We start from the raw sequence: 18,312 nt of genomic DNA on the forward strand, positions 1-18,312 counted from the left end.
TATTAATTTTTACAAAACTATACAAATTTTCCTTAAATCCTAGAAGGAGCTGTTAGGCTGCGTGAAACTTCTCTCTTTGTACTTCACCGCATCTTTCAATATATTCGCTTTGATTCCTATGAAGAAATCATAGACCTTGTATTGCCCAAAAGGAACCCAATTGAAAGTGATCGTAAAACTACGCTGGTCTCTGGCAAATCCGATCCGTGTCATGGCCAGTTCTTTTCTTTCGACATCATAACTCGTACTTCCGTTGATATTCCAATAAGGGGTCAGCTTTATACTTCCGTCCATACCTACAGTAGCTGTTTTGGTACCTTCTCTGGACAAACCTCTTGTATAGGCATAGTTGGCATTAACGTTCAAGGTCCAGGTGGGTTGGTAATGGGCATAATTGTCATCATCGAAGAAGTAGTTCTCATTCCGGATCTCACCCTTCTTTTTATATTTTTTGGAGAGTTCTTCCTTCTTTCCGAATATAGCCTCGCTCATAGGATAAGACATTTGCACATTGATTCCCTGCAGGCTAAAATGCCCAAACTGATCCGTTCTTGTTCCAGTGCTGCTTCCTTCCTCGAAAATAATTTTATATGGCTCCAAAGTAAGGCTGGTATTGACATTCAGTTTATTATTGAAAAAAGATGATTGTGCATTGACACTGAATACCGACCATTTGTTTCTTTCCGCGGCAAAATTATAACCTCCGGAAATATTAAGGTTTTCAAAGATCTTCACTTTTTTCACACCGGTAGAATCGGTCTTAGACCTCACTTTCATCTCCAGATTGTTCGAGATATTGAAGCCCATGGTCTGCTGAAGTCCTGATGAAGGCGCACCATAGATCCCTCCTTCAAAAATGGAGTAAGGCGTCATCTCTCCTCTGGCATTAGAATAATTTCTGAAATAGCCCCAGCTTTTATCACCAAAATCCGGAGAATAGCTAAAACTCAGGCTTGGCGTTATCATATGACGGATAGCAACGATAGGAGAATTCTTACTGAAGTTCTTCTGGCCATATAAAACCGTCTGCAGGCTTGCACTTGTGGAGAATGTAGTATAACCCGCAACATTGCTTTTGTAATTATCTTCCACAAGGTTGGTCAATGGATTATAACTTTTTTCCAACGTCTTTGTGGTCAAAACATTATCTGCATTGGCCGCCAGAGTAAAAGTGAAATATTTCGCAACAGTGGTATTGGTAGAAAGTGAAATATTGTTTTTGGCGCCGGTCTTCAGGTCCTGCCACATTTCTCTTTTGAATAGCGCACCCTCTGTTGTGGTCACATAATTACTAAGCGCAAAGCCCGTATTGACATTGATGTTTTCCAATAATCCTGTTCTGACACCGGTTTTCGGCTTGAAAAGGTAAAACTGGTTGACCGCTATTGTCATATCCGGCAAGCGGATATCCGTATTACCTGTTGCAAAATTCTGGTTATAGGTGGCACTTGCACTGATCGTTATAGGAAAATCCAGAAACCTCTTAGTAACATTGACCCTGGATGTCTGGGTCGTATTCAGTACATTTCCGTTGAAGATATAGTTATTGTTGACAGTATTGTTATAGAACTTACTGCTGACAATATCCACACTCGCATTGAAGGTGAAATATGGATTGGCTTTAGAATCCTGGGAATGCCTCCACGCGATCCGGAAGGTCTTTGTCCTGGAATAATCATCCAAACCTTTTATCCCACGAACCGTATAGCCATAATCCGCAGCAAAATTTCCGGAATAACGGTATTTTTTAAGATAGTTGAGTTCCGGCTTCAAATTCCAGCTCCCCTTTGTATAGATATCGGAAAGGATCTTCAAATCAAAATGGTCTCCGATCGGCTGATAATACCCCAGACCATTTAAGAAAAACCCAACATCCTGGCGCTCCCCAAAACTCGGGATCAGGATTCCCGCAGACCTTTTATCTGAAAACGGAAGAATTGCAAATGGAAGAATCAGAGGCGTTGGAACCTGCTCTATGAAAAACTGAAATGGCCCTGTAACTACTTGTGAGTTGTTTTTACCTTTCAGCAATTTTATATAAGCTGCTGAGATGTGATAATCTGGTAAGGAGTCCTTCTTTTTTATATAATACTCATCAGTCGTCATAATAGCATGGCTCATCACATAGACCGAATCATTATATTTCTTGGTCTTCTGCGCTACAATAACGCCTTCATTCTCCTCCGTCCTTGCATTGAAAGCAATCGCCTGTTTGGTTTTGGTATTATAGATAACCTCGTTATATTCATATTTTTTGCCTGCCTGGGTAGCGATTGCCGGTTTTATGATCTTTCCTTTCTCATCCTGCTCTCCTCTGGCATAGATCTTCCCAGTTTCCCATTCGAATCTGATATAATCTGCATCTATCTGCATATCCTGATAGATGATCTGGGCATTTTTATGGAGTGTGGTCTGCTTGTTGGTAATGGAAGAGCTGTTCTTGTATTCCGCCTTCATCTTTACAACATCCTCCAGTTGTTCTTTCGGAAGAATTGTATCTTTTTTTAGGTTTAAAGAGTCTTTGTTTATACTTATAGAATCTCGAACATCGTTTTTTTCATCAATATTTTTAGGCACAGTTTGTGATAAAATATTGTTAAAAATTAGGATATTTAAAATTAGTAATATACTTTTGAAAATACTTCGGGCCAATGCAGTCATTCTGAAATTGGGTTCAAAATTAATTAAATTTTAAAGATTAAAATGACCAGCTTCAAATTTTATAATAAAATTTTCTTTCTGTTAACATTTTTTATCGGTTTAAGTCACTATTATTCTCAAAAAAAATTTACAGTTGTTTTAGATGCAGGACACGGTGGCAGTGATATCGGTGCAAATAGAACCTATCCCGACATCGGGACCGTACAGGAAAAAAATGTTACTCTCGGCATTGTTCTAAAACTAGGAAGAATGCTTGAAAAGAACAAGGACTATAAAATAATCTACACCAGAAAAATAGATGAATATCCTTCCTTGACCAGCAGAACCACGCTTGCCAACAGGAGCAAAGCAGACCTTTTTATCTCAGTGCATGTCAACTCTTCTCCAAGCAGAAGCGCTACCGCACAAGGAACCGAAACTTTTGTTCAGGGACCCAATCAGAACAAGGCCAATCTGGATGTTGCCAAAGCTGAAAACGATGTGATCTTCCTGGATGAAAAAGATAGAGAGAACTTCGCGTCTTACAATCCAAATTCCCCGGAATCTCTGATCGCCCTTAAGATCCAGCAAAGCAAATATCTGGAAGCCAGCCTTATTATCGGTGGACTGGTAGAAGAGAATTTTGTAAAAAAGGACAAGAGAATGTCACGTGGTGTAAAACAGGAAAATTTACACGTCCTGCGAATGAACGCGATGCCATCGATCCTGATAGAAACCGGTTTTGTCAACAATTACGATGATGCCCATTACATATCTACAGAAGAAGGCCAGCAAGCTATCGCGGAAAGTATTTATAATGCCATAGTAAGTTATAAAAAACTCGTTGACCGGAATGTGAAAGAACCTGAGCCTGAAAAACCTGTAGAACAGCCTCTGAAAAATGATTTCAGAATATTACTGATGAGCACACCTAATAAATATACCAGCGAAGACCCTGCTTTGAAAGGTTTGAAATACATCCTGCCTATCAAAGAAAATGGATTCTACAAGTATTATTATGGAACTACAAACTATGCCTCTGTAAGAGATACCAATCTGAAAACAGCCAAAGATGCGGGATTCCGTAATTCCATGGCGATCAGTTTTGTACCAAATCAGGCTTTGGGAATGGGTTATTATACTATAGAGGTCTATGCAGGAAAAGACAAGCTGGATTCCAAATCCCCTATTATGAAAACCCTTCCTGATATGGTAAGAAACAAAGAAAACGGAGTCTTCTACTATACCAGCGGAAAATATAGAACACTGGAAGAAGCAGTCAACGCACAAAAAGAATTGGAAAGCAAAGGAATCACGAACACCGTGATCGAAAAAAAATTGAAATAGACAAAATCATTTGCTAAAAAAGTATAAAGTATCTACTTTTGCAGTCCATAAAACCCAAACGGCCTATTCGTCTAGTGGTTAGGACTCAAGATTTTCTTTCTTGCAACAGCGGTTCGATTCCCCTATAGGCTACAATTAAAATCTAAAATGAAAGCTATTTTAAAATAGTTTTCATTTTTTTTATCTGAGAATCACAATTAAAAAAACATAAAAAAACATTTTGAATTTTAAAAAATATCTATATTTTTGCACCGCCTTAGAGGAGAAAGAAGGATATTAATCTTAATCATTCAAAAATGATTTTGAATCAAAGTAACTTCCAGGCAAAATAAAATTTAATTTTAAAAAAAAGTTTGCAAATTAAAAAATAGTTTTTATCTTTGCACCCACATTTGAACGATATGGCAAATCATAAATCAGCATTAAAGAGAATTAGACAAAACGAAGTAAGAAGACTTCGTAACAGATACTACCACAAGACTGCAAGAACAGCTTTGAAAGCGTTGAGAAACGAAGAAAACAAGTCAGCAGCAGTTGAGCAATTACCTAAAGTTATCTCTTTGTTGGATAAATTGGCAAAGAAGAACATTATTCATAAGAATAAAGCTTCTAACTTAAAAAGTAAATTAACTAAACACGTCAATAGTTTAGCTTAATATAAAGCTTGGCCCGTTCGTCTATCGGTTAGGACCTCAGGTTTTCATCCTGGTAAGAGGGGTTCGATTCCCCTACGGGCTACTAAAATACCTTCATTAATTTTTCTGGAGGTATTTTTTTTAAACATTTTAGATCTGTGTTTCTCATTCAGAATAATACAGATAAACAATAGAAAAATTAAACTAGGCCCGTTCGTCTATCGGTTAGGACCTCAGGTTTTCATCCTGGTAAGAGGGGTTCGATTCCCCTACGGGCTACTTAATTACCTTCAGAAATTTCTGAAGGTAATTTTTTTTGTCTAAAATATTCATCGATTCAATTTTATATTCATCTATAAAATATTTCTATACATCTATTTTATTTTGATTAATTACAGAGATTCTTACCTTTGACAAAAAAATACATATGTACATTATTATTTCTGTTGCACTGGTCTTACTGACTTTATTTCTAATCAATTCAAAATTATTCGATGGACTGCGAACAAGAAAAACCAGAAGTTTCGAATTTTTCATTTCCTTGATCTCAACCTTTACCGGATTCTTTATTGCACTTAGTCTTAACACTATCTTATCGGACATTAATCAAAAGAAGAATCTGGTCAAGCTTTTGGACGCTACCAATCTTGCTCTGGAAAACAATGTAATGAAAACACAAGGCATGTACCTGAACGCTGCCAAGAAAGGTGCAGATATTTCAGAAATCATTCAATATGCGCCTTTAGAAATTCCAAAATTGTATAGCAATCTTGAAACTAACTCACTTGTAAGCGATTATTTTTTATCAAACGCATTTCAGGCATACATTTTGTGTAACGACAATCTGCAAACTTTTGTAAAAAGTGCTAATGCGACCAATGCTTCTTCTGAAAAGAAAACGCTCATATTAGAAAAATATTTGGCTTATCTTAATTTGGCAAAGCAAGTGAATACTTTAGAAATTAGAAGATTGAACGGCGATATTTCTCAATCCGATGAAGACCAAGAGTTGCAAAAATTAACAAAACAGATTATCAACAATCAATAATACAATGAAAAAAACACTTTTAACATTGGCTTTAGCAGGAATTGTTCTAACGGCCAACAGTTGTAAAAAAAATGATGATTCTACAGCCAAGATAGATTTCACACAGTCTTATGAAGATGCTGCACTGGCGTTGTCTACTGCCCAGAAAAACTACGAAGCCGCGCTGGCAACAAACGATCCTGTAAAAATAGAAGCCGCGAAGAAAGAATTGCAAGCTGCCCAGGAAAAATATGTTGAATCCAAGAAAGTTTATATTGCAGAAGGAGGAACCGTAAACTCCGAATACGAAAACTATCTGACCACTTCTACTAAAGTATTGGGAGCGACAGCTTCTGAAGCGATAAAAAATGTTGCGAAAGGTTCTGACAGCATCATCAGCGGAGCAGTTTCAAATGCTGTAGAAAACAGAGCTGCTGAAGTTAAAAATAAACTTGATGCTGAAAAGGCAAAGATCACTGAAGAAACTAAGAAAACAGTGGATGATGTAAAAGCTTCTGCCAACAAAACCAAAGAAGATTTCAAAAGATCGGCTGACGAAACCAAAAAATCGGCGAATGAAGAAATCGACAAAGCTAAAAAGAGTCTGAATGATCTTTTAGGAAAATAATTACACTTAATCCTTATACTATATTTCAAAAAATCCCCGGAAATTTCCGGGGATTTTTTACTTTTACATTAATTATCCGAAAGCTATGAAAATCCTCATCCTAAATGGCCCGAACCTCAATCTCCTTGGAACCCGCGAACCCGAAATATACGGCTCTGTCTCTATGGAGGATTATCTGAACTATTTGAAAAATGAATTCTCTTCAGATGATATTTCTTATTATCAGTCCAATATAGAAGGCGAATTGATCAACCGTTTACAAGAAGATAATTTCGAAGCTTTGATCATCAACCCTGGTGCTTTTACGCATTATTCTTACGCCATTTCGGATTGTCTTAAGAATATCAACAAACCTAAAGTTGAAGTTCATATCAGCAATATCTACAAGCGTGAAGAATTCCGGAAAAAATCTGTGACCGCGGAAAGTTGCGATGCGGTGATTTCCGGGTTTGGGATGAAGGGCTATAAATTGGCAATTCAGAGTTTTAAGTAGAAGTGGATATTGAGTTTAGAAATAGATAAAAATATCTTAAATAAAAAAAGAATCTCAATCGAGATTCTTTTCGCTTATTCTATTTTCACAAAGAATTTTCCTACAGGCGTTCCATCCGCCATATTGCTTTTAGCTAATATCAGCCAATATTCTCCTTTCTGTTCCGTATCATATTCAATCGTTTGAGAAAATGGGCCATCAAATGTATTATCCGGCATTCTGATTTGATTGAATCTAATATTCATCGGCTTTTCAGGTTTCAGATAACCTTTGATCTTGGTTTGATCCAGGTTTTCTAATCTCAAAATGATCTGGTCATTTGGATTTGTGATTTCCAAATTCAGTCGGATCGGCATTTTAGAAGCATCGACTGTGACGATATTCTGATTCGATTCTTTTTCGGTTTTCAGAATTGTTGAAAGTGAATCTACCGGTTTTTCAATCGTGGTAACCGTATCTACTTTTTGGTCTTTGATTTCCGGCTCTTTTTTACAAGCGACCAAAAACAATGGAACTAATGCCAAATATTTTAAATTATTTACTTTTTTGCTTTTCGATATTGATCGTTTCATAATATAAAATTTTTGAGAGAAATGTTTCTTTCTGATAAGATTCTATTCTTTCTTTCAGCAGATTTTTTATTTCGGGGTTTTCAGTTTTTTCGGCGTAATCCAACAATATTCGTTCGTTATAATTGATGGACACCAAGTGATACTTGTCCGCAAAATCTTTTCTTTCAATATTATTAGACGTGATAATTCCACCCCAATTGATGTAACTGCAAACCAAAATCAAGCCATAACAAGCCCAAAACATTTTGTTGAAAAGGAAAGCATTGGTCTTCTTTTTCTGGATTTTGATGAAGGTGAAGATCAAACCGACCAAAGCCATTGCCAGGAAAGCATAAACACCCAAACGTTTGTATGTCAAACCATAGCTGATGATATATTCTGAGTTTTTGAACGAAGCAGAAATTACCAAAACAGCATTCAGAACAATCCAAATCATGGCAGAAATTTTCAAACATCTTGCTTTATCATCAAAATTAAATCCTCTTTTGAAATAAAATAAAATCACCAGGATCGCCATTATTATTGACACAATTACAGCATTGACACGTTCGTGCGTTTCTGCGCTCAAACCGTTAGCCGACCTAGTAACTTCGAAAAATTGTTCGTAATTGTATGTCCCAATGAAAACCAAAAGCAAAATATTAAGTGCAGAAAAAGAAATCAATCCACTGGTTCTTTCGGAGTCGATGTCAAGGAAAGAAAATGTTGGTTTATCAATTTTTACCAATCCTGAAAAATCATCGTTCAAATAATGATTCTGTTTAAATATAAATCTTTCCACTCCAAAATTCCAGAAAATAAAGCCAATGTAAAATCCGATAATTGTAAGAACGACAAATGTCAAAGGCTGAAATTCAAGTTCGGAATCCTTGAACAGATTTGCAAAATGATCACTACCTTGCGCATAAATGAAAAAGAAAATCGTGATAAAAAAAGCAGGTATGAGAATAATAGCGATGAGTTTTTTGGCAAAACTTCTCTCTTTGGATTTTCCATACCATTGCTCTATGTTGAAAACTCTTACCAGGAATGTGAAGAGATTCAACAATAGAACTTCAATATATAGAAATGGTTTTAGTTTCGGATATGTTCCTTTGAACCTCAGCAAAAATACAGACACAAAAACAGCGACAAACGAAATTGTATCGCCAAACCAGGCAAAAGCCAATGATGAAAAAATGGAAGTCACAAAAAGTGTGAGAAAAGTTTTATTTTTGAATTCAGGTTTAGTTTGGGTAAAGGTTAAAATGCTCAAAAAGACCCCAAAAATCCCGAGGTTGAGGGCAATATATTCTTTGTAAAATAGAATGATAACTGCCAAAACTGTGATGAAAATTAAATGCTGTTTTTTCATAATATTATTTTAAATTGATTTCAAAGTAAAAAGTGTAATCTCCGGTCTGCAATTCAACCGGACCTGATAAGAATGTCCCAAAGCCCGATTGATATAGAGCATTCGCCCGTCTTCCAAATCGATGATGCCAGAAGTGTACTTCCTGTTTTTCACGGGCAAAATCATAGGTGGAAGAAAAGGCGGTTTGCATTGCCCGCCGTGTGTATGTCCCGAAAGAATCCAACCCTGATAATTGTTCCATACATCCAGATCACAGACATCAGGATTGTGGCAAAGCACAAGATTCGCTTCATCCGGATCAATGGTTTTTGTTAATTTCTCAGGATGAAAATTGGTTCCCCACAATTCTTCAAAACCGAAAATATTAAGACTGGAAATATCTGCTTTTTCATCGCGAAGCAATTGAATTTTGGAATCGGCTAGAATTTTTGAAACTTCATCGGCAACATATTCTTCTCTCCATTCTGCACCATAATCGTGATTGCCTAGAATTGCAACCGTTCCCAAGGTTCCGAGAACAGCTTCTTTCATCACGATTTTTAATTGTTCAAACTGTTCCGGATTATCTTCCCAACAAACGAAATCGCCGGTGTAAACCACAATATCTGGTTTGTAAGCTTTTGCTTTTTTGAAAGAATCAATCAAATAATTATAATCGAATCTGTTTCCAACGTGCAAATCCGAAATCTGCATCAGAACTTTGTTGTGAAGCTTTGAAGGCAAATTTTTGATTGGTAAATCTTGCTTGACGAATTCTAACCAAAATGGTTCTATCTGCCAACTATAAAACAATGATAAACCTGCAGTTGCGAGTAATGATTTGGCTATAAATTTTCTTCTATTCATTTCTTGATTATAAAGTTCTTTGAATTACAAAGTTTATTTTCAAAAAAAATCGGGATTTATCTTCCCAACAATTTTTCTAGATTATTGATATGTTCTGTGAAAGCATCTCTCCCCTTTTGTGTGACACGATAAGATGTTTTCGGTTTTTTACCAACAAACTCTTTCTTGATTTCAATATATTCCGCTTTCTCGAGAGCAGAACTGTGGCTTGCAAGGTTTCCGTCGGTGGCGTTCAGAAGGTTTTTCATTTCGGTGAAATCAACCCAATCGTTGACCATAAGCACGGACATAATGCCCAATCTTACACGGCTTTCGAATTCTTTGTTGAGTTGATTGATGTTAAGCATATTTGGCGAGTTAATCAGTTATTTAGCTGATTAGTTGTTGGTTTATTATTTGGATTATTTTCGTGATAATTTTTAATTGATTTTGCGTATCCATTAATTAATTTACTAACTTCTTCAGCATGTTGTGTCAGCTTTTCGAAATCATTTAATGAGATATAATTTAGGTCTTTTACTAATATTAAATAATACTTCACTTCTTCTAATGAACCTTTAGAATGGGAAAGAAAATTAATTTTATTTGCTAAAGTCTTTTTTGTAAATCCTTCAGCAATATTCGCAGGAATAGAAACAGAGGCCCTTCTTATTTGATTAGTCAACGCATATAATTCATCTTTAGGAAAGATTTTTGTTAAAGAATAAATTTCTAAAACGAATTGATGTGATTTTTGCCAAACCACCAAATCTTGAAAAGATAAAACTGTTCCCATAAAAATTTAACCAAGCAACTGACTACTAAAAAACTAAATTACTAATCATACTTCCTATACATAAAAATCCCATAAAAAATATGCAAAAATCCAAATCCTATTGCCCAAAATATCAGTCCCCATCCAAGCCAAAACAAAGCAACAATCCCAAGAAGAACTTCACAAATCCCAAGATATTTGACATCACTTAAGGTATAACGTTCTGCATTAATCAAAGCCAATCCATAAAAAATAAGCATTGACGGCGCAATTAAAGGAAAATAATGATGATACCAAAGCGCAATACAAAAAAAGCCACCAGAAACTAATGGAATTGCAAAGTTGGCTAAGAGTTTTTTGGTAACAGAATCCCAGACTTTCAGGTTTTTCTTTTTACTCTTTCTTGCTGTGAAAATATATCCGCTGGAAATTGCCAAAACTAAAATTACCAAAGCAACAAAGAATAATTCCTGAGCCAAAGCCGGTGTGTAAATATTTCTTTGTCCATCAAGGTAATCAACTCCTTCTCTCTGGAAAATAAAGTAGACATAAACAGAGCCAAGCAAAGCAACGATTCCCGCAACAACACCGGATAAACCACTTAATGAAATAAATCTCGAACTACGTTCCATCATTTGACGGATATGCGATAATTCATCTTGATAATTTTTCGATTCCATAAAAAGAACTTTGAATTACAAAGTTATAATTTATTTTAAAACTTCAAAATTTATTTTGAAGTTTTTTCCAATGATTGTCATCCTGAGGCTCTCGAAGGATTCTCAAAGACTTTTCAAATCCGTTACTTTCTTTCCAATTTTATAAACCGTTCCTCGGAAACCTGCAACCACCTCATCATTCTGATTTTTAATTGTAATATCATAAATGGCTGTTTTTCTGGTATCATTCAGAAGAATACTTTCCGCGGTTAAAACATCACCATTTTTTGCTGCTTTTGTGAAATTGATATAACAATTAAGTGCCACCGCAGCATCCCCGGAATTATTGGAAGAAAACGCCAATGCGGAATCTGCAAAAGCAAATGTAACACCGCCGTGAACAGTTCCAAGCCCATTAATCATTTCTGGTTTGACCGGCATTTTGATGAGGCAATAATTATCTTTTATTTCAATTAGTTCAATTCCGAGCCATTGAGAAAACAAGTCTTTCTCAAACATATATTCTGCCGTTTCTCTTGCGTTCATTTATTTCCCTTTATAATTTGGCAGACGTTTTTCGATAAAAGCAGCAACACCTTCTTTGAAATCTTCGGTTTCCGCAGCATCCTGCTGAATAATAGACTCGTAGTCCAACTGCTCTGAAAGCGTGAAGGAATAAGACTTATTAAAAGCTTTTTTGGTCAGATAAAGCGCCGTTGTTGCAGCGTGAGAAAGCTGTGTCAAAACTTCCATTGACTTTTCAACAAACTCCGAATCTGCAAAAACATCAGCGACCAAACCGATTTTCTTAGCTTCCGTAGCAGGAACTTTTTTACCTGTGAAAGATAAATAACTCGCTAATTGCCTTCCTACCAATTTTGGTAAATAATAAGTTCCAGCGGTATCGGGAATCAAACCTATATTGGCAAAAGCAAAAGAGAAATAAGAACTTTCCGTAGCCAAAGTAAAATCACAAATCGAAGCCAGCATTGCACCTGCTCCCACTGCCGGTCCATTTACTAAAGCTATTACAGGTTTTTTGCATTTCACAATTTCGAGAACCAAAGGATTATAATATTCTATCACAAATCTCTGGATGGTTCTGTCATCTTCATCAAAACCTAAAGCTTCCTTCAGGTTCTGGCCTGCACAAAAAGCTTTTCCTTTTCCTGCAACAGCAATACATCTTACATTATCATCGTTACTGAATCTGTGAACTGCATTTCGTACTTCTCCCAGCATTATTTGGGTAAGGCTGTTGTAACTATCCGGTTGATTCAGATAGATCAATTGCAACTTTCCATCGAACTGGGAATCTATTTCTATTTGTGAATACATAGTTTTACTTTTTAGACATCAGCAATTTAATATATTTTATTGAAAGCATGGAAGAAATTTCTATTCTTAAAATAACAAAAGCCGGCTTTTGAAACCGGCTTGAAATTATTATGATAATAATTGTTATTTGATGATCAATTTTTGAGAATAATTTCCTTTAGGAGAGGTTACATTAAGTAAATAAACTCCTTTAGAAAGATTAACATTAAACTCATTTGTAGATTCACCAGTTACAATATTGAAACCTGATGTATGAACCACTTTTCCGCTCATGTCAAAGATCGTAACTTTTGCATTCCCGCCCAGATCTTTCGACTTGATAAAGAAATTCCCTGTGGAAGGATTTGGATAAACCTTAATGTTATTCGCATTGAAGGCACTTTCATTAACAGCAAGAACCTGGGCATCTCTTGTACAAAGTTCCAAAGACCAGGAATTGATCTTTCCTGTAAGGTTTCTCACATTATCTGATGCGAATAGATTCCAAACTCCTTTAGAATCATTTCCTTTGAAGATAGCTAAGGATTCATCTGGCTTGACATTTCCGCTAATTGGAGATGCACAGACGTAAGCAGAACCGTCATCACTGAATGTTGCGCTGATTCCAGAACTTGTACATTTTCTATTCCATAACCAAGCTGTTTGTCCTAATGGACCTTCGATTCCTACAACAATCTGACTAGTTCTAGGATGTTCAACGACAGGCATTACTTTTATTTTTGTAATCACACCACTTTCTTCAACATTGATAGGCACCAATACTTGAGGCGAAGAAATCGGACCATTAGTTGTTCCCGTACCATCATTGATATCAACAGCCGGACCAGTATATGAATACGTATTACAAACTTCCCCAGCCACTGAATAGTCAATCACAAAACTTGGACTCATTGCAAAGTAAACATTATTGACAGCCTCAATCATAATATAAGCATTGGCAGCCTGTGATCCAGAAGGAATTGTTACAGACTCTTCACCATCATTAGCAGTGTTGGCAACCAAAGTTGTAAAAGTCTGCCCTCCGTCAAGTGATAATTTAATATTAACCAGAGTCGTATTAACAGGAGCAACATTAGTATTAGCCACATTCCATTTTACAGCGTAACTATTATTAGAAATTAAACTTTCTCCAAAAGCAGGAGCCGTTACTATAAAAGGACCTGCTGCAGCACTTACAGTGATCTTCATTGCATCTGTCTGAGTCTGAGGACCAGTTGCGGAGTTATCTCTGGCAGTCAAAGTAAAATCTAATGTTCTGCCAACACTAGATAGTGCTTCCCATCTAGTTGCATTCACTCCGGCTAGAACTTTACCGAATTCAGGAAAATATCTTACTGGTTCAGATTTTGGCGGAAACATTTTGAAATTTGGACCTCCTGTCTTAGTTGGAGAAGCATATGAACCACTTGTAAATTGCGTAGAAGCTGTGGCAGAGTTATTCTGTTCCCATACATATGTCATTGGATCATTTTCTGCATCTGTAACAATACCTTTCAATACAAATGGCGTACTGATTGGGATTGTAACATCTGGTCCAGCATCTACGACCGGAGGGGTGTTTGTAATCGGAGTATTTACAGCACAAGCTTTATTAGCCAGATTATTTTGAATCTGAAGAATATTTCTATAAGTAAAGAAATCATTGGAATTGAACTGTGTATCATACGCTCCAGTAATACCAGTATAAGCCATAATAGTATTTCCACTACCAACCTCTACCTGCACACCAGAACCTTCTGAACCACTATAAGTATGGGTATGGTTTGCACCGACCTGATGGCCCATCTCGTGTGCAACATAGTCAATATCAAAAATATCACTTACAGGGATGTAATGTGAGGTAAAAGCCGAACCCTTATTACTGTTACAAATACAACCGATACAACCGGCATTACCGTTTGGTCCAGCATAGACCAAAACATGTCCGATGTCATAATTGGCAGCCCCAATGACAGAAGTCAGCGCAGATTGCACTTGTGAATTATAAGATGTTGTATAAGGATCGGTCGTGGGATCAAGATAAATGATATCAAGATTATTTGCTATCAAATTAAAGTGAACAGCTAGGTCTTTTTCGTACAAAGCATTCACACGGTTTACCGTATTATTGATTGCAGCAAGAACCACAGCTTTCTTTTCTTCATCTGTAGCAGACTCCGCATTGGCTCTTGTGATATGATACTGAGAATACTCTGCCTGAGCAGACATTGCTAACCTGAATGTCTTATAAACCTGATTAGTTGACCTGCTAGCAGTTTCAGCACCTTTATTTTCTTCCGTGATCTCATCCATAGTAGAGCATACGAACGAATCTTTCTCATCTAACAGCCTTGAGCTTGATTCATAAGCTACATAGACATTGCTTGCCTCAGCATAGGGTTCTATAAAGCTTGAACCTCCACTTTTCAAAACGGTAGATGATATACCAAGGTCAGAAACACTGAATCTGAGATAAGCCGTAGGATCGGTAATACCAATCCCCATATAAGAGCGGATACCCGGGAACTTTGCTTGCAATTCCGGAGAAAAGTTGGAAAATTCCCAGACCTGAAACTTCTGCAACTCTCCTTTTTCATTCGGCATCAATATCTCAACCCCTTTTTTTCCTGAGAATTTCTGAGGAGCATTTGCCAATTTTGATTTAAGGACATTCTTGTCCAAAGAAAATAATTGTTTCTCATGCAGATTAACAAACTCTTCTTTTACTTTTTTACTGGTGCTACTCACTTTGGACCATTGTCCAAACCCTAAAAAAGGCAGCACAAATACTGATAATAGTAAAAATTTCTTCATGTATTGATCTATTTTTTTTGCAAATTAGTCATTTAGAATCAAAAAAAATAATTTTATCTCAATAAAAATCGCTTATAAACAATAAAAACAGATAAAACATCAAATAAAATTAATAAAATCTCTACGTATTTTAAAATTGATTACCATTCTAATAATAAAACCATTTAAATAAAAAAGCCAAGAGATAACTCTTGACTTCCTGTTATAATAATTTAAAATATGAATTACTTTTTAATCAGCTTATTGGTAAATGTATTACCATTTGAAGTTTTGGTTTGGATGATATAGACACCTTTTTCCAAATTGCTGATATTGATTTTTGACTCGCTGGAATTAATGGTTTTCACCAAGCTTCCATTTGTAGAATAGATATTTGTAGAAATTATATTGTTCTTTATATTTTTATATTCAAAGAAATCTTGTGCCGGATTTGGATAGATATTGGTTTTTGAATTGAAACTCAGATCAGAAACACCCAACACATCGCATTCAGCCTCAAGCTCATATAAGCATTCCTGATTAAGAAGCTGAAACCAGCCGAAGCTATTGCTACCCATCGCCAAACTTTCTCCAACTACGCCTTCTCCTGTGTCATAATGGGCGGTTGTAGCCCAGGCATTGGCGTCGGATTTTGTGCTCATCCAGATTCTTCCGTCCGCCATTGTTCCGTTTAACAGAATAGGATTGGCCAATTTAACTTTTACTTTTCTTACTACAAATTCATGCAAAGGCTCGTATCCAACATCTTCATAAGACTCGATTGTACTGTCCGTAATTTGCAATATCTGTTGATTAGGGATGTTCCTTCTTGGGTCTTCCGGGTCTTCCGGCGTAGAAAGGATATTGTCATAAAAAATAAAATTCACAAAAGTTGGTGGAAGTTTACTTGCCAAAGTCACCACAATACTATTGATCTTAATTGTCTGGTTAGCCGCAATCGGAATATCCACTGCCGCTTTCTGTCCACTATTTCCGATGATGAAAACACCGTTTTGCTCTTCGGTATCATTGATGACGACAGTATTACAAGTTTCTGCTCTCTCTGCGACTTTTGGTTGTACCTGAACCGTTCCAGATAATGATTGGGAAACTGAACTTCCGTAACCCAGATTTTGCGAATAGGAAAATACAGAACCTAACGCAGATAAAAAAAATACAATTTTCTTCATAATTAATTTTTTAAGATTTAATAAAATACGTTGCGATAATCACATCAAGTGGAAATATATTTTATCTCATTGATGAAGTAAATGTATATACTTTAAGAATCAAAAAACAGCATTGTACTTTAGAAATATCATATTTCGAAAAACAAAATCAAGTATTAAAGTACTGATAAATAAAAGATTAAATATTTTTATATTTCTTTTCTGTCTCCCGTAAAAAAACTGACGGAGAAATTCCGGTTATGTTTTTGAAGACGGTTGTAAAAGCACTATGTGAAGAAAAACCAGCTTCTTCTGCCAGATAACTTATTTTATAATTAAGGAATTCCGGACGTTCGTTGATCTGTTTGCAGATATAATTGATACGAAGCTCGTTCAGATAATTATTGAAGTTTTTCTCTTTGTGTTTCTTGATCGTTTCTGAGAGATAGGTTGGATTGGTTTTGAACATTACCGCCAGACTAGCAACCGTCAATTTTGGATTGGTGAATTTCGCCGTTTCTTCAAACTTTTCCAATTTCTCAAGAATCATAGCTTCAGCAGAACTTGGAACAGAAAATGTGGTCTTTTCTTTTTCTTCAATCTCCGGCTGGATAATTTCTTTTGGCTTCTCAGTCTCTTCTACTTCTTGCTTCTCAAGATTTGAAATGAAACTCTGATAAAGCAATTTTTCTTTTTTTCTTTTTTGATTGATGAATAAAATGAAAATTCCACCAACGAGAATCAACAATCCACACCCAACAATCAGAAGGTTATTATGACCTTCTTTATCTGAAATTTTTTCAAGTAGATTCCTTTGTTCTTCCGAAACCGCCGTATTAATCGCTCTTAGATTATTGTCTTTGACATCCGGTTCCAGTTCCAAAAGTTTCTCAGAATATTCAATGTATTTCTCTTTGTTATTTAAAGACTTATAAGATGCGATCAGCTTTTTATACATATCAGCCCGCAATCTATTGTCTTTGAAAGCCTCCTCTTTTAATACAACTTCCAAAGAATCGATTGCTCTTTGATGCTCATTCCTGCCAGCATAAACTTTCGCTAAATTATTGTAAATAAAATACTTAAATTCTTTATTTTCATTATCCCGAATCGCCAAAGCTTTGTTAAGAAAATATTCCGCCGAATCATTTTGTTTGAGGTAAGCATAAGAAACACCCATATTATAAAACGCTCTTCGAAATTGGAAAATATTTTTTTTATTGGGGTTCCCTATATTTCCAAGAAACTTCAAAGCCTTTTGATAATCTTTTTTCGCCACAAGAAAATTCTCTTTATCCGCTTCCAGATTTCCATATTCTATATACAATCTTGCTGTCAGATAATTCTTTTCATAACCATTCGGAAGTTTATCAACTTCCTGTCTCGATAAATCAAGATAAGGTTTTATTTTTTCAGGGAAATTCAGAAAAGAATATTGATTGGCGATTGAACCGTAGATCTTGGCCTTCAATTTGGTATCATCCAACTTCTCAGCAATTTCCTTTGCTTTGAAAAGCATTTCTGTTGACCTTGCAAAATCCGGTTTTTTAATTTTCAGATAAGCATCCGCCATTTTCATCCGAACTTCATATTTTTCCTCATCAGAAATTGGTTGCTCGAGTTTTTTAATACTTTGTTCAATGATTTGTTCGGGAGAAATTTTACTTTTATCCAAAGTCTCAGAACCAGCCAGGTCTTCCTGGTTTTGCTTCTGACCAAAACAAAACGACACAGTAAAAACAGCGAAGAAAATTAAGATAAAACGATTCAAATTCAGATTTTATTCACTCAAATTTATAAATAAAAATCCCGAATTAAAATAATGGTGAATTGGTTTGGAAAAAAAACTAGTAAAAATTGGCAATAATTTTTAATCGGAATCTTTACATATCAGGAAATTTTGTCTTTTTAACCTTAATTAGATTTAATTATTCGGAAATTTTGTCCGTAATTTTTAAAAATCCATCAATAGAATACTTTTTGTGATAAGCTATTCGAATTAAATGATTGATAAAGCATTAAGATTAGAATTAGCAACTTTGATCTTAATGTTTTTAAAACAAAAATCATGGTTTCAA

Annotated in this window: 17 protein-coding genes and 3 tRNA genes; 8 read left to right on the top strand and 12 right to left on the bottom strand. The window is 35.7% G+C overall.

Annotated features, from left to right (window positions below; translation table 11 throughout):
- Nucleotides 1-39 precede the first annotated feature (39 nt).
- Nucleotides 40-2,661: a putative LPS assembly protein LptD gene (locus K319_RS0117350; protein WP_034672032.1), complete on the bottom strand. Its 2,622-nt coding sequence runs from the start codon at nucleotides 2,659-2,661 to the stop codon at nucleotides 40-42.
- A 42-nt stretch (nucleotides 2,662-2,703) separates the two neighbouring features.
- On the opposite strand from K319_RS0117350, the gene K319_RS0117355 reads away from it, so the two are divergent.
- The 8 genes from K319_RS0117355 (at nucleotide 2,704) to aroQ (ending at nucleotide 6,770) form a co-directional block, all read left to right on the top strand.
- Nucleotides 2,704-3,987 (top strand): N-acetylmuramoyl-L-alanine amidase family protein, encoded by a 1,284-nt coding sequence (locus K319_RS0117355; protein WP_027384757.1) that lies wholly within the window; start codon nucleotides 2,704-2,706, stop codon nucleotides 3,985-3,987.
- A 60-nt stretch (nucleotides 3,988-4,047) separates the two neighbouring features.
- Nucleotides 4,048-4,119 (top strand) — tRNA-Glu (locus K319_RS0117360).
- A 269-nt stretch (nucleotides 4,120-4,388) separates the two neighbouring features.
- Nucleotides 4,389-4,643, top strand: a complete 255-nt coding sequence (gene rpsT, locus K319_RS0117365) for a 30S ribosomal protein S20 (RefSeq protein WP_027384758.1) — start codon at nucleotides 4,389-4,391, stop codon at nucleotides 4,641-4,643.
- A gap of 10 nt (nucleotides 4,644-4,653) precedes the next feature.
- Nucleotides 4,654-4,725: transfer RNA gene (locus K319_RS0117370), tRNA-Glu, on the top strand.
- Between the two features lie 104 nt (nucleotides 4,726-4,829).
- Nucleotides 4,830-4,901 (top strand) — tRNA-Glu (locus tag K319_RS0117375).
- A gap of 148 nt (nucleotides 4,902-5,049) precedes the next feature.
- Nucleotides 5,050-5,670 carry a hypothetical protein gene (locus K319_RS0117380; RefSeq protein WP_027384759.1) on the top strand — a complete coding sequence of 207 codons (621 nt, stop codon included), beginning with the start codon at nucleotides 5,050-5,052 and terminating at the stop codon, nucleotides 5,668-5,670.
- A 4-nt stretch (nucleotides 5,671-5,674) separates the two neighbouring features.
- On the top strand, nucleotides 5,675-6,277 hold the full coding sequence (locus K319_RS0117385; RefSeq protein ID WP_027384760.1) for a hypothetical protein: 603 nt from the start codon (nucleotides 5,675-5,677) through the stop codon (nucleotides 6,275-6,277).
- Nucleotides 6,278-6,362: 85 nt separating this feature from the next.
- Nucleotides 6,363-6,770, top strand: coding sequence for a type II 3-dehydroquinate dehydratase (aroQ, locus tag K319_RS0117390; protein ID WP_027384761.1), 408 nt, complete (start codon nucleotides 6,363-6,365; stop codon nucleotides 6,768-6,770).
- Between the two features lie 74 nt (nucleotides 6,771-6,844).
- Here the strand turns inward: aroQ and K319_RS0117395 are convergent, their stop codons facing one another.
- The 11 genes from K319_RS0117395 to K319_RS0117445 all read right to left on the bottom strand — a co-directional run bounded on the left by K319_RS0117395 (nucleotide 6,845) and on the right by K319_RS0117445 (nucleotide 17,966).
- Complete coding sequence (locus K319_RS0117395; RefSeq protein ID WP_027384762.1) at nucleotides 6,845-7,342, bottom strand: hypothetical protein; 498 nt, start codon at nucleotides 7,340-7,342, stop codon at nucleotides 6,845-6,847.
- Entirely contained in the window at nucleotides 7,305-8,696 is a 1,392-nt protein-coding gene (locus K319_RS0117400) for a DUF4153 domain-containing protein (RefSeq protein WP_027384763.1), read from the bottom strand. The genes K319_RS0117395 and K319_RS0117400 overlap by 38 nt, the downstream gene beginning before the upstream one ends.
- 9 nt (nucleotides 8,697-8,705) lie before the next feature.
- On the bottom strand, nucleotides 8,706-9,542 hold the full coding sequence (locus K319_RS0117405) for a metallophosphoesterase (RefSeq protein WP_027384764.1): 837 nt from the start codon (nucleotides 9,540-9,542) through the stop codon (nucleotides 8,706-8,708).
- Between the two features lie 56 nt (nucleotides 9,543-9,598).
- Nucleotides 9,599-9,889 (bottom strand): winged helix-turn-helix domain-containing protein, encoded by a 291-nt coding sequence (locus tag K319_RS0117410; RefSeq protein WP_027384765.1) that lies wholly within the window; start codon nucleotides 9,887-9,889, stop codon nucleotides 9,599-9,601.
- Between the two features lie 14 nt (nucleotides 9,890-9,903).
- Nucleotides 9,904-10,317 carry a four helix bundle protein gene (locus K319_RS20730; RefSeq protein ID WP_051230777.1) on the bottom strand — a complete coding sequence of 138 codons (414 nt, stop codon included), beginning with the start codon at nucleotides 10,315-10,317 and terminating at the stop codon, nucleotides 9,904-9,906.
- Nucleotides 10,318-10,358: 41 nt separating this feature from the next.
- The gene (locus K319_RS0117420; protein WP_027384766.1) at nucleotides 10,359-10,976 is read right to left on the bottom strand and encodes a membrane protein; all 618 of its coding nucleotides are present in this window, start codon (nucleotides 10,974-10,976) and stop codon (nucleotides 10,359-10,361) included.
- A 102-nt stretch (nucleotides 10,977-11,078) separates the two neighbouring features.
- On the bottom strand, nucleotides 11,079-11,501 hold the full coding sequence (locus K319_RS0117425; protein WP_027384767.1) for a PaaI family thioesterase: 423 nt from the start codon (nucleotides 11,499-11,501) through the stop codon (nucleotides 11,079-11,081).
- A complete protein-coding gene (locus K319_RS0117430) occupies nucleotides 11,502-12,293 on the bottom strand; it encodes an enoyl-CoA hydratase/isomerase family protein (RefSeq protein ID WP_027384768.1) in 792 nt (263 codons plus the stop codon). It lies immediately after the preceding gene.
- Nucleotides 12,294-12,416: 123 nt separating this feature from the next.
- Nucleotides 12,417-15,086 (bottom strand): reprolysin-like metallopeptidase, encoded by a 2,670-nt coding sequence (locus tag K319_RS0117435; protein ID WP_027384769.1) that lies wholly within the window; start codon nucleotides 15,084-15,086, stop codon nucleotides 12,417-12,419.
- 224 nt (nucleotides 15,087-15,310) lie between these two features.
- The gene (locus K319_RS0117440) at nucleotides 15,311-16,255 is read right to left on the bottom strand and encodes a T9SS type A sorting domain-containing protein (protein WP_027384770.1); all 945 of its coding nucleotides are present in this window, start codon (nucleotides 16,253-16,255) and stop codon (nucleotides 15,311-15,313) included.
- Between the two features lie 178 nt (nucleotides 16,256-16,433).
- Nucleotides 16,434-17,966: a helix-turn-helix domain-containing protein gene (locus tag K319_RS0117445; RefSeq protein ID WP_027384771.1), complete on the bottom strand. Its 1,533-nt coding sequence runs from the start codon at nucleotides 17,964-17,966 to the stop codon at nucleotides 16,434-16,436.
- Nucleotides 17,967-18,312 lie beyond the last annotated feature (346 nt).

The organism is Epilithonimonas caeni DSM 17710 (assembly GCF_000426465.1).
GTDB lineage: Bacteria > Bacteroidota > Bacteroidia > Flavobacteriales > Weeksellaceae > Epilithonimonas > Epilithonimonas caeni.